The sequence below is a fragment of the Lactobacillus sp. Sy-1 genome (genome assembly GCF_019303535.1).
GTDB lineage: Bacteria > Bacillota > Bacilli > Lactobacillales > Lactobacillaceae > Nicoliella.
Window position 1 is genome coordinate 858,419 of the sequence record NZ_JACCIU010000001.1, and the last position, 12,389, is coordinate 870,807.

Sequence of the window (12,389 nt, forward strand, 5' to 3'; positions counted from 1 at the left end):
ATTAAATGAAATACGGAATTTTATGTGCGATGGATGAAGAAATTAAGAGCCTTCATGACAGTTTGGCAAATGAAACTACTAAAAACATCAAGGGAATTGACTTTTTTGCCGGAACCATTAATGGTGAATCAGTAGTATTAGTGAAGTCTGGAATTGGGAAGGTTGAAGCTGGAATTACTTCCGTTCTCCTAGTGACTGAATTTGACGTTGATATTATTATTAATACTGGATCAGCTGCTGGAATTGGGAAGGGATTATCAGTTGGGGATGTCGTGATTTCAACTGAAACGGCTTACCATGATGCAGATGCTACTGCCGCTGGATATGAGTTTGGACAGGTTCCTGACCAACCAGCGCGCTTTAAAGCTGACCGTTCGTTTGTTGATAAGGTAATGGCAGCTGCTGAATCAGTTGGGCTAGAAGCAAAAACTGGTTTGATTGTTTCAGGGGATCAATTCATTGCCAGTCAAAAACAAATTGACACTATCCTAGACCACTTCCCAGATGCCCTTTCAAGTGAAATGGAAGGTGCCGCAGTGGGTCAAGTTGCTAATCAATTCCACATTCCATACGTTGTAATTAGAGCAATGTCTGATGTTGGGGATGAAAATGCGGACATGAGCTTTAATGAATTCGTGGTTGAAGCTGGGAAACGATCAGCTAAGATGATGTTAAACTTTTTACAAAACCAAGATTAAATTAAAGAAAGCGGGCTAACTTTGAACGAGATTTATTTAGATAATGCGGCAACGACACCGATTGCTGCCGAAGTATTGGCCGATATGAACGATAAATTTAAAAACGTATTTGGAAATGCATCCACCCTATACGGACTAGGACGGCAATCACATACGATTTTAGAGGATAGTCGCCACTTGATTGCCCAAAGCATTAATGCTGATGATAATGAAATTGTTTTCACCAGTGGTGGTTCTGAAAGTGACAATACCGCAATTCTCCAGACTGCTGAATCTAGACAGTCGTTGGGTAAGCACATCATCACGACTGCAATCGAACATGAAGCGGTTTTAAAGCCACTGCAATATCTAGAGGCCAAGGGGTTTAAAGTGACGTATTTACCAGTTGATGAGAATGGTAACATTGCGCTTCAGGACTTAAAGGATGCGTTAGATGATGAAACGATTTTAGTTACGATTATGAGTGGTAATAACGAGGTAGGGAGCAGAATGCCGATTCATGAAATCGGGGAATTACTAAAGAATCATCAAGCTTGGTTTCATACTGATGCTGTCCAAGCCTATGGATTATTGGATATCGATGTTAAGGCGGATCATATTGACATGTTATCGACTTCCGCTCACAAGATTAATGGTCCTAAGATGATGGGCTTTTTATACCGACAAAAAAATATTAGTTTCCCTAGTTTTATTAAGGGTGGCGATCAGGAAATGAAGCGCCGTGCGGGGACCGAAAACGTTCCAGGCATTTCCGGGTTTGCAACAGCGGTCTCGTTGATTGATGCAGATGCAAAAAAGCAGCGGCAGGCAAAGTACTATCATTTTAAGGAAATGATCGTTAATGGATTGCAAGAAAACGGGGTTAATTTCGCAGTCAATGGCCAAATTGCGCCCGATAATTTAAACCACGTGCTAAACCTTTGGATTAAGGGGATTTCAACCTATGTATTACAAACTAACCTAGATTTAGCAGGAATTGCTGTTTCAGGGGGTTCCGCATGTACTGCTGGTAGTATTTCACCTTCTCATGTCCTAGTGGCAATGTTCGGGAAACAAAGTCCGCGCATTGGCGAGTCGATTCGAGTTAGTTTTGGGACCTACACCACCGAAACTGAAATTAATACCTTTATTGATGAAATTACCAAAATTATTAAACGCTTAAGTAAAAATAACTAGGAGGTGGTTGAATGGCATTTGCAACTGTCGATCAACTAGCGGGTGACGATCGTAAATTTACGGTCAGTCCAGAAATTAAACAATTTACCCTATTAGACATGGGATTTAAGAAGTTAAATAACGGCAGCTTTGTTTTAAAACAACCACTAAGTGGGGTTAATCCTGCCATTGGATTCACTTTAAAAGTTGGGATTAGTAAGGATTTAAAGCAGCTCAAGTTAGTCGTAACAGATGCGAAGGGTTTGAGAAAGGTCAATCTCTTTGATGATAAGCATCCGGAAGATGTTGAACAATTGAATTTTCAAATCCAAAACCTAATTTTAAGAAAGGTATTGGCAATTACGAATTAATTTGCATTTCTTCCTTTAAGTTAGTAAGATATTAAATACTGGAAATTGCGACCTTCAAATCGTGGATTCTCAGAAATCTAAAGAAATGATGGTGATAAATAAATGACCGATAATAGTAAAATTCGGGTTGTTGTAGGAATGAGTGGTGGCGTTGATTCTTCAGTTACCGCCTACGTTCTAAAGCAACAAGGATATGATGTTGTTGGGGTCTTCATGAAAAATTGGGATGATACCGACGAAAATGGAGTTTGTACGGCAACCGAAGACTATAAAGACGTAGCTAAGGTTGCTTCTCAAATTGGGATTCCATACTACTCCGTTAATTTTGAAAAGGAATATTGGGACCGGGTTTTTACCTACTTCCTAGAAGAATACAAAAAGGGTCGGACTCCTGATCCTGATGTTATCTGTAATAAGGAAATTAAGTTCAAAGCCTTTTTAGACTACGCTTTGGAACTAGGGGCCGACTACATTGCAACTGGGCACTACGCCCAATTATATCGTGATGAGGCTGGCCATAACCACTTATTACGGGCAACGGATTCAAACAAGGACCAAACTTACTTTTTAAGCCAGCTATCTGCTGATCAACTTGACCGGGTAATGTTTCCACTTGGGGGGATGATTAAGCCCCAAGTTCGTAAGATTGCGCGGGAAGCTAATTTAGTAGTTGCTAATAAGAAGGATTCAGTTGGAATTTGTTTTATTGGTGAAAAGAACTTTAAAAACTTCTTGGGCCAATACCTTCCTGCCACTCCCGGAAAGATGATGACTTTTGATGGTGAGGAAAAGGGTAACCATGATGGCTTGATGTACTATACGATCGGTCAACGACGGGGCCTTGGCATCGGTGGTGATGGTAAGGATAATCGGCCATGGTTTGTTGTTGGGAAGGACCTTTCTAAAAACATCCTCTACGTTGGTAAAGGTTATGAAAATGAACACCTATACGCAGACTACCTAGATGCTTCAGATGCCTTTTGGGTTAATGATATTTCTGAACGGGGAAGTGAATTCCACTGTACCGCTAAGTTTAGATATCGGCAAAAGGATTGTGGGGTTACCGTAAAGGTTAGTGCTGATCATAAAAAGATTCGGGTGATCTTTGATGATCCTGCTCGTGCCGTTACGCCAGGACAAGCAGTGGTGCTATATGATGGGAAGGAATGTTTAGGTTCCGCCATTATCGATGCTGCTTACCAAAATGAAGCTGAATTACAATATATTTAAATTACGTCAATTGACGGTTAAAACACCATGCTAAATAGTATGGTGTTTTAATTTTTTATGAATCCAGTTTATAATGAATAGCAGATATTAATTCTATTAGAAATAACGGGGTACAAAAATGAAATTTTATTTTATTCGGCATGGTAAAACAGAATGGAACCTAGAAAGTCGTTATCAGGGAGCTGGGGGAGACTCACCACTCTTAAAAACTAGTTATCAAGAAATGGATCAACTAGCGGCTTTTTTTAAGGACGTTCAGTTTGAGCACGTGTTTGCGAGTCCGATTAAACGGGCCCGCGTTACAGCAGAAAGAATTCGCAAACAGCTAAATACAGTCCCACAAATTAGTTTGTGGAACCGGTTAGAAGAATTCCATTTGGGTAAGATGGAAGGCCAAAAATTTACGGATGTTAAAAAGGCATTTCCAGAGCAATTTACTAATTTTAGAGAACACCCAGAGCGGTATGATAATCACGAAATTGGGGGCGAAAACTTTCAAGAAGTGGTGGCTAGAATGATGCCAGCCATTCGCATGATTGCTGAAGACTATCCAAATGATGATCAAAACATAATGATCGTTAGCCATGGGGCTGCTTTGAACGCCCTAATTAATTCCCTCTTGGGTGAAAAGTTAGCTGATTTACGGAAACGAGGCGGCCTTTCCAACACTAGTACGACGATTTTAGAAACTACTGATCAGGGAAAAACATTCCAGTTATTAAAGTGGAATGATACTGAATACCTAGCTAGAAAGTTAGACTCAACCGATACAATTTAATTGGAAGTGATAATAATGACAGACGATAAAGATTTACAGAATCAAAGACACCAAGCAGAAGTGGCTAAGCAAAGGGAAGCCAAACAAAAAAAGGCTGATGAAACATTGCACCGGCTCGTTCAAGATATTGATGAACATCCCCACGATTACCGCACTTACTACGACTTAGGGGCTTTTTTAGTTCAACTGCGAAACTATAATCAAGCTGAAGAGTTATTAATGAAGGCAATGGGGTTATTCGCAGACCGGAGCAAGAAGGCGAAAAACACTTTGACCTATGGGCTAGGTAACGTTTATTATGCAGCTGGTGAGTATGATAAGGCGATTCAACAATTTAACCAGATTGATGATCAAAAATTAAAGTTTGATTCGTATATTATGGTAGCCCAGAGTTACATGTCTAAAAAAAATTATAAGCGTGCGGTAGTATTTGCATTGACAGCACAAGGCTTACGTCGGCAGGATCCTACAGTTAACCAAATTTTAGGAGCTAGCTTATTAGCCCTTGGTAATTTCAAGGAAGCGGCCCAATTCTTCGATGTGGTGTTAAAAAATGATTCGAACGATGGGAAGGCTAACTTTGACCGGGGAATCGTTGCAATGGTATTAGGCGAACCATTTGACGAATATTTTGCTAAGGCTAAAAAGTACGATCGAGCTTATTTTGACAAGGGGCAAAGTCGCTTGAAGGATATTGAAAAATTCATTCAAATTCAAAAAACCAAGCGTGATTAACTAATAATGAATTCAGGAGGAATTTAGTTTGGACCAATCAATGGATTTATTTAACGACGGCAGTTCAGCTAATCCTAAGGATGATAATCAATTATTTGTAATTGGGACCGTTCGGGCGGTCTTTTTTGAAAATCCAGATAATTTTTATAAAGTGCTATCAGTTCAAATCAAAGAGACGAATTTTGATTGGGATGGGGATGACATCATAGCTGTCGGGACCTTTGGCGATTTGGATTCGGATACTGAATATCGTTTCGAAGGAAAACTAGTTGATCATTATAAATACGGCGAGCAGTTTAGTGTTGAGCAATATTCAGGGGCAACCCCCACGACCAGCAAGGGATTAGTTGCGTATCTTGCTAGTGACGACTTCCCAGGGATCGGTGCTAAAACGGCTGAAAAAGTAGTCGACTCACTGGGGACTGATTTAATTCCCAAGGTTTTAAACGATCCGAAGATATTGGAACCACTCGGGCTTTCTGATAAGCAACGCGATGCGCTGTTGAACGGAATTCAAAGCCATAATGGGGTCGAACAAATAATTATTGGCCTAAATGGATTTGGGTTTGGGAGTAACCTAGCTGCTAAGATTTACAACCGGTATAAGGAACGAACCCTGACGATAATTCGGGAAAATCCATACCAATTAGTTGAAGATATTAACGGAATTAGCTTTAAGAAAGCGGACCGGATTGCAAGTGAAATGGGCTTTGCTAATAATTCAGATGGCCGGCTCCGAGCTGGCATTATGACGGCCCTGGACAAGTTAGCAATTAGTAACGGTGGGACCTACACTGATTTGCGGTCACTAGTTACTGAAGCGATGGACATTCTTAACGGAAGTAGAAGTGATTCGATCACTGAAGATGAAATTGGGAATCAGATTATTGCGCTGGCGCGTGAAAATAAGATCGTAGGCGAAGGAGACCGGGTCTATTTAAAGACGCTTTATGATGCTGAATGGGAAATCGCAGAACACCTAAAGCGAATCAATACTGCTGGTGATGACACCCAAGAACTTGATGATCAAAAACTAACCCAGTTAATTAACAAAATTGGATTTGATAATCGAATCGATTATGATGAGTCACAGGTGAACGCATTAAAAATGGCTATGAAGTCCTCCGTATTCCTACTGACCGGGGGCCCTGGAACCGGTAAAACGACGATTATTAAGGGCATTTTATCGCTGTATGCTAAAATCAATGACCTTTCGTTATCAATTAAGGATTATGACGATCAACCATATCCCTTTTTATTAGCGGCTCCTACTGGACGGGCTGCGAAGCGGATGCGTGAAACCACTGGAGCAGAAGCTAGTACGATTCATAAGCTGTTAGGGCTTAATATCAATGAAGATACCGAAGATGATGATTTTGGCAGTCGGGAAATTGACGGTAAAATTTTAATTATTGATGAAATGTCAATGGTTGATACAACGTTATTTAGGACGTTGGTAAAGGCGATTCCAGACCACATGAAGGTGATTTTAGTGGGGGATCGTGACCAGTTACCTTCGGTTGGTCCAGGACAAGTATTTAGTGACCTGCTTGAATCACAAACCTTGACCAGTCTGGAATTAAATACGATTCATCGACAGGATGATAAATCCACGATAATTGAATTGGCGCACGATATAAAAAATGGTCGGCTACCAGATGACTTTACTATGAATCAATCTGATAGAAGCTTCATTGAATGTACGGCTAGACAGGTCCAATCGGTAATTCAACAGGTGGTGGGACGCGCTCATACGAAGGGGTTCACAGCGGCTGAAATTCAGGTGTTAGCACCAATGTACAGGGGCCCGATTGGGGTGAATAATTTAAATAAAATTGTTCAAGAAATCATGAACCCTAAAAAAACGCCGGATCAAAAGGAAGTTGTCTATCGTGATAATAACTACCGGATTGGAGATAAGGTCCTTCAGTTAGTTAATAGTCCAGAAGACAATGTTTTTAACGGAGATATTGGCCAAATTGTAAGCATCGTTACAAATGAAAAGAACAGTAGTAATGACAAGTTGGTAATTGCGTTTGACGATGCGGAAGTGACCTACCAAAGAAAAGATTGGAATCAAATTACATTAGCTTATTGTACAACCATTCATAAGGCTCAGGGGAGCGAATTTAAGATGGTCCTGTTACCAATTGTTCCCCAGTACACTAGGATGTTAAGGCGAAATTTATTGTATACAGCGATTACCCGGGCATCTAAATTATTGGTGTTAGCTGGTGACTTGAACTCCTTCAAGCGTTGTGTTCAAGACCAACCACTTCGGCGACGGACTAGTTTAAGGGAGCGACTACTAGCTGTAATGGAGCAAGAAACGGCTGGGCAACCAGTTACTAAGTCAGCTGCTGATAATCTCGTTGAAACTGATTTGAAAAGTAATTCTAATCCCGATTCTAATGATAAATCAGCAAATAAAATAAAATTTTTAACCGCTGAACTATTGGCAACCCATGCAATTGATCCCATGATTGGGATGGAAAACGTTCGCCCAGATCAATTTAGGTAATGATTGAAAAATAATTTTGCCTGTTATATCATAATATTGATACATTGTTTACAATAAGTTAGCAAGGGATGAAGATGCGTGAATAAATTAAGTAGTAAAATCAAATTAATTGCGGTCAGCTTAACGATTCCAATGACAGCGGTACTATTAGCTGCTTGTGGGCAGAATAACGCGACTAATAATACTAGAACTACGTTAAACCTTAGTTACCCGACCCCCATTTCAACAATGGATAACTCAAAGGCTAACGATGCTGCTAGTTTAACGATGTTAAACCATACTGGTGATGGGCTTTACCGAAATGGTAAAAATGGTGAATCGATTCCAGCGTTGGCCACTAAACAAACGGTTTCCAAGAACGGGTTAACCTACACTTTCGATATTAGAAAGAATGTGAAGTGGAGCGATGGCTCTAAGGTAACCGCCAAGGACTTTGTTTATGCTTGGCGGAGAACTGCTAACCCTAAGTTGGCAGCCCAGTACGGGTACTTATACAAACAGATTCATAATTACTCAGCCATTCAAAGCGGTAAATTGAGTCCCAGTTCACTAGGGGTAAAGGCCATTGGGGATTATAAACTAGTGGTTAAATTAGATAAACCAGTGCCTTACTTTACAAAGTTATTGGCATTCCCCGTATTCTTCCCGCAGGAACAAAAGGTGGTTGAAAAGTACGGTAAGAAGTATGGAACGAACAGTTCCACGATTACTTCCGATGGACCATTTGTGCTAAAGAATTGGAACGGGACTGGTGATACTTGGCAGTTAGTTAAGAACAATAACTATTGGGACAAGAAGAATGTTCACTTGAAGAAGATTGACATTCAAGTTAGTTCAGATCCTTCAACAACATTGAAACTATTCCAACAAAACAAATTGGATTCCACTCCGTTGAACGGAACTCAGGTTGCTAACTATCGAAAGAGTAAGTCATTTAAATCATATATTGGTGGTTCGACCGTTTACATGTTAACCAACGAAAAACGGTTGAAAATCTTTCAAAATGCAGAGGCTAGGCAAGCACTATCATTGGCGCTTAACCGTAAGAACCTAGTTTCTGACGTATTGAGGGATGGATCCGTTACACCAGATGGCTTTATTCCAACCGTGTTGGATAATTTCAAGATTCAGGGAACGAACGAAAACTTTAAGCAGGCTTCCGCATATTCGCAGGGGGTTGCTTATAACCTACCTAAGGCTAAGCAACTTTGGAAGCAGGCGCTTGCAAAGAGTGGCCAAAAGAGTTTGACGGTTAACTTAATGACTGATGATGATTACACCACTAAACAGGTAGCTGAATTTATTCAATCCCAGTTACAAAAACTACCTAACTTAAAGGTGAACCTGACTAACATTCCAAATAAGGTTAGAATGAGCCGTCAAGATAGTGGTAACTTTGACATTGTGCTTACTAAGTGGGGGGCAGACTTTAACGACCCAACGAACTTCTTAGACTTGATGACTTCAAACAGTACCTTTAACTTTGGTAAGTGGAGCAATTCAGAATACGACCGGCTAGTTAATCGGGCGAATAATCAAGACGCTAATAACCCTAAACAACGGGCTTTAGATATGGCCAATGCTGAAAAGATTTTGATGAAGGATCAAGGAGTAATTCCGGTATATGAACCAGCTACTACTGAACTATGGAATACTAACGTTCATGGTTATGTATGGAGTCCTACCGGGATGAGTAGAAACTGGAAGGAAATTTCCATTAAATAGTTATTAAAAAGATAAACTCAATTGTTTATCTTTTTTAGTTTCAATTTCTTGACTGAATTTATAAACCAATTTATTATTTAAATTAGATGGTTCAATAAGATTAGGAGTGAGTTTAAATGTATAAAGCAAGCGATAATCGATATGATAATGTAAAGGTACGTCGTGCTGGCAACTCTGGTTTACAGTTACCAGCCTTGTCATTTGGAATGTGGCATAGTTTTGGTGATGATGCTAATTTTAAGGATAGCGAAGCCGCAATTTTAGCTGCATTTGACCGGGGAATCTTTAGTTTTGATTTGGCTAATAACTACGGACCTGGTTCCGGAGCCGCTGAAAGAATGTTCGGACAGGTTTACCGGGCTGATTTAAAGCCATACCGGGATGAATTAATTATTACTACCAAGGCTGGTTATCACATGTGGCCAGGGGTGTATGGATCATTTTCATCCAAAAAGACGTTGGTAGCAGCTCTAGACCGTAGTTTGAAGCGGATGGGCTTGGACTACGTTGATATTTACTACAGCCACCGTTTTGACCCTAATACTAGTCTTGAAGAAACCGCCGAAGCGTTGGACGGAATCGTTAAATCAGGAAAGGCTTTGTACATCGGAATTTCTAATTATTACAATCAAGAAGAACAGGAAATCATGAAGTACTTTAAGGAATTACACACCCCATTTGTGGTTAATCAAATGTCATATAACCTCCTCAACCGTAAAATTGAAGATGATGGGACTATTGATTCATTAGCGAACGCCAATAAGGGACTAGTAGCTTATGGTCCTCTTGCAGAAGGACTATTAACCGATAAGTATTTAGGTGGTATTCCAGAATCCATTCATCTTCACAGTACGAATGACTTTCTGGTCAAGAACGGGACTGATAACGCTGTAAAGCGGATTAACGCTCTAAATGAAATTGCTAAGAATCGGAATCAATCATTAGCACAAATGAGTTTAGCCTGGTTATTAAATAACCCAAGTGTTACCAGTGTAATTACTGGAGCATCAAAGGTTAATCACTTGGAATCTAATCTTAAAGCACTTGATAACACTGATTTTACTGCTGATGAATTATCAGCAATTGACAATGTTACTAAGTAGCAATTTAACACTTTAATCACCAAAAGGGGTTGGCAATCTGCCAGCTCTTTTTTTTATAAAAAATTCAGCATTTTACTAATAATTGCGTTATAATTGATAAATGTGTCTATTATATTCATAAAATCGTATAAATATAAGATAGAATTAAGGAGAGATGGTATAATGCCTAATGGAAGGCGTAAGTTAAGCCTACTGGAGTTAGTGGGACTAGTAATCGGTGCAATCATTGGTGGTGGTGTTTTTAACATTATGCATGATATTGCAAGCGGAGCCGGAGCTGGAGCTGTTATTATCGGTTGGATTATCACTGCAGTCGGAATGTTATCATTAGCATTTACCTTTCAAAATTTAACCCGTCGCCGTTCAGACCTAGATGCAGGGGTGTTTAGCTATGCTGAAGCTGGGTTTGGTAAGTACATGGGATTTAATTCAGCCTGGGGATATTGGCTATCAACGCTGTTAGGGACCGTTGGGTATGCCACCTTACTGATGAGTGCAGTTGCGTATTTCTTACCAATATTTGGCAATGGACAAAATATTTGGTCGATTATCGTTGCTTCTGGAGTATTGTGGGGATGCCATTTCATGATCCTACACGGGGTTGAATCAGCATCGTTTATTAATGTGATGATTACGATTGCGAAGTTAATCCCGATTTTATTATTCATCATTGTAATGATAATTGCATTCCGTTTAAACATTTTCACGACTGATTTTTGGTTTACTAGCAATGGACATTTTGCATTTAGCGATGTTTTAGCCCAGGTAAAAAGTACGATGCTAGTAACCGTTTGGGTTTTTATTGGAATTGAAGGCGCAGTCGTTTTTTCCGGCCGGGCTAATCACCGTAATGATGTTGGAAAAGCGACCATATTGGGGCTAAGTATCGTGATTTTAATCTATATGCTCATTACATTGCTGTCTTTCGGAGTTATGAGACAATCGGGACTAGCCAATTTGGGACAACCGGCAATGGCGGCATTGTTAGAAAGGGTTGTTGGTAAGTGGGGTGCAGTAATCGTTAACTTAGGATTAATCGTATCCGTTGCTGGAGCATGGTTATCATTTACCATGTTTGCTGGACAGCTACCGTATGAAGCCTCAAAAGTGGGGACGTTTCCCAAGTTCTTTAGGCGTGAAAATAAAAATGGGGCGCCTGTCCATTCATTAATTGTAACGAATATTGTTGTTCAGTTATTTATGTTTACATTTTTATTTACTAACAGTGCATATAACCTCTTTTACTCAATTGCTAGTTCTGCAATTTTGATTCCATATGCTTTTTCAGCGTTTTATCAGCTAAAATACTCGCTCCAATCTGATCATAGTAATGCACGGGTTAAAAATATCGTGATTGGTAGCGTAGCAAGTATCTATACTTGTTGGTTGTTATATGCAGCTGGGGTTCATTTTATTCTATTAACCACAATCTTATTTATGTGCGGAATTCCGGTCTTTTACTACCTCCAGAAGTACGACAATCATCAGCAGTTTATTTTTAATCGGTATGAGAAATTGATTGCATTGTTAATTTTAATTTTTGGTATCTATGCATTACTAGGAATGTTTTTAGGATACGATAGTTTTTCATATTAAGGAGTGATTTTGAATGAAAAAAGAAGTTCGTCAAGCGGCGATTGAAAGAATTATTAACCAATTCCCCATTTCAAAGCAAGAACAGCTAATGCATAAGCTTAAGGAAGCTGGAATTGACGCTACCCAGGCCACAATTTCTAGGGATATTCGTGAAATGAACATTATCAAGCAACAAGATGGTGATAATTGGCGTTATACAGTCTATAAAAACGATAATCCAAATGAATTAAGTCATCTGTATGAGATGATTAATGATTCTGTGACGTCTGCTGAACAAATTCAATTTATTAATGTAATCCACACGCTGCCGAATTATGCTAATAACTTAGCAGCCATCATTGATGACCTAAGTTTAACTAGTATTTCTGGGACACTTGCGGGCCACGATACCATCGTAATTTTTTCATCTAGTAATGACTATGCTAAAACGGTTAACCAGATGTTTATCGAACATTTAAATCCTGACCTTTAAGAAAA

Annotated in this window: 11 protein-coding genes; all 11 read left to right on the forward strand. The window is 39.6% G+C overall.

The genetic code is table 11. From position 1 onward, the window contains the following. Window positions 1–5: 5 nt before the first annotated feature. The 11 genes from HZL42_RS03545 to HZL42_RS03595 all read left to right on the forward strand — a co-directional run bounded on the left by HZL42_RS03545 (window position 6) and on the right by HZL42_RS03595 (window position 12,384). Window positions 6–698 (forward strand): 5'-methylthioadenosine/adenosylhomocysteine nucleosidase, encoded by a 693-nt coding sequence (locus HZL42_RS03545; RefSeq protein WP_219054297.1) that lies wholly within the window; start codon window positions 6–8, stop codon window positions 696–698. A gap of 21 nt (window positions 699–719) precedes the next feature. Beyond that, complete coding sequence (locus HZL42_RS03550) at window positions 720–1,874, forward strand: cysteine desulfurase family protein (protein ID WP_219054298.1); 1,155 nt, start codon at window positions 720–722, stop codon at window positions 1,872–1,874. An 11-nt stretch (window positions 1,875–1,885) separates the two neighbouring features. Next, window positions 1,886–2,224 carry a cysteine desulfurase gene (locus HZL42_RS03555; RefSeq protein ID WP_219054299.1) on the forward strand — a complete coding sequence of 113 codons (339 nt, stop codon included), beginning with the start codon at window positions 1,886–1,888 and terminating at the stop codon, window positions 2,222–2,224. 102 nt (window positions 2,225–2,326) lie between these two features. Continuing rightward, window positions 2,327–3,454, forward strand: a complete 1,128-nt coding sequence (mnmA, locus tag HZL42_RS03560; RefSeq protein ID WP_219054300.1) for a tRNA 2-thiouridine(34) synthase MnmA — start codon at window positions 2,327–2,329, stop codon at window positions 3,452–3,454. Between the two features lie 118 nt (window positions 3,455–3,572). Then, window positions 3,573–4,232: a histidine phosphatase family protein gene (locus HZL42_RS03565; RefSeq protein WP_219054301.1), complete on the forward strand. Its 660-nt coding sequence runs from the start codon at window positions 3,573–3,575 to the stop codon at window positions 4,230–4,232. Window positions 4,233–4,247: 15 nt separating this feature from the next. Continuing rightward, window positions 4,248–4,967, forward strand: a complete 720-nt coding sequence (locus tag HZL42_RS03570) for a tetratricopeptide repeat protein (protein ID WP_219054302.1) — start codon at window positions 4,248–4,250, stop codon at window positions 4,965–4,967. Between the two features lie 40 nt (window positions 4,968–5,007). Then, window positions 5,008–7,488, forward strand: a complete 2,481-nt coding sequence (locus HZL42_RS03575) for an ATP-dependent RecD-like DNA helicase (protein ID WP_219282850.1) — start codon at window positions 5,008–5,010, stop codon at window positions 7,486–7,488. Between the two features lie 78 nt (window positions 7,489–7,566). Further along, window positions 7,567–9,213 carry a peptide ABC transporter substrate-binding protein gene (locus tag HZL42_RS03580; RefSeq protein WP_370629282.1) on the forward strand — a complete coding sequence of 549 codons (1,647 nt, stop codon included), beginning with the start codon at window positions 7,567–7,569 and terminating at the stop codon, window positions 9,211–9,213. 116 nt (window positions 9,214–9,329) lie between these two features. Next, window positions 9,330–10,316, forward strand: a complete 987-nt coding sequence (locus HZL42_RS03585) for an aldo/keto reductase (protein WP_219054303.1) — start codon at window positions 9,330–9,332, stop codon at window positions 10,314–10,316. A gap of 162 nt (window positions 10,317–10,478) precedes the next feature. After that, window positions 10,479–11,912 carry an arginine-ornithine antiporter gene (gene arcD / locus HZL42_RS03590; RefSeq protein WP_219054304.1) on the forward strand — a complete coding sequence of 478 codons (1,434 nt, stop codon included), beginning with the start codon at window positions 10,479–10,481 and terminating at the stop codon, window positions 11,910–11,912. Between the two features lie 13 nt (window positions 11,913–11,925). Then, window positions 11,926–12,384 carry an arginine repressor gene (locus HZL42_RS03595; RefSeq protein WP_219054305.1) on the forward strand — a complete coding sequence of 153 codons (459 nt, stop codon included), beginning with the start codon at window positions 11,926–11,928 and terminating at the stop codon, window positions 12,382–12,384. The last annotated feature ends 5 nt before the right edge of the window (window positions 12,385–12,389 follow it).

Excerpts from the sequence above, each read along its gene's own strand:
- HZL42_RS03545 (WP_219054297.1), top strand. The coding sequence starts at position 6 with ATGAAATACGGAATTTTATGTGCGATGGATGAAGAAATTAAGAGCCTT.
- HZL42_RS03555 (WP_219054299.1), top strand. The coding sequence starts at position 1,886 with ATGGCATTTGCAACTGTCGATCAACTAGCGGGTGACGATCGTAAATTT.
- mnmA (WP_219054300.1), top strand. The coding sequence starts at position 2,327 with ATGACCGATAATAGTAAAATTCGGGTTGTTGTAGGAATGAGTGGTGGC.
- HZL42_RS03565 (WP_219054301.1), top strand. The coding sequence starts at position 3,573 with ATGAAATTTTATTTTATTCGGCATGGTAAAACAGAATGGAACCTAGAA.
- HZL42_RS03570 (WP_219054302.1), top strand. The coding sequence starts at position 4,248 with ATGACAGACGATAAAGATTTACAGAATCAAAGACACCAAGCAGAAGTG.
- HZL42_RS03575 (WP_219282850.1), top strand. The coding sequence starts at position 5,008 with ATGGATTTATTTAACGACGGCAGTTCAGCTAATCCTAAGGATGATAAT.
- HZL42_RS03585 (WP_219054303.1), top strand. The coding sequence starts at position 9,330 with ATGTATAAAGCAAGCGATAATCGATATGATAATGTAAAGGTACGTCGT.
- arcD (WP_219054304.1), top strand. The coding sequence starts at position 10,479 with ATGCCTAATGGAAGGCGTAAGTTAAGCCTACTGGAGTTAGTGGGACTA.
- HZL42_RS03595 (WP_219054305.1), top strand. The coding sequence starts at position 11,926 with ATGAAAAAAGAAGTTCGTCAAGCGGCGATTGAAAGAATTATTAACCAA.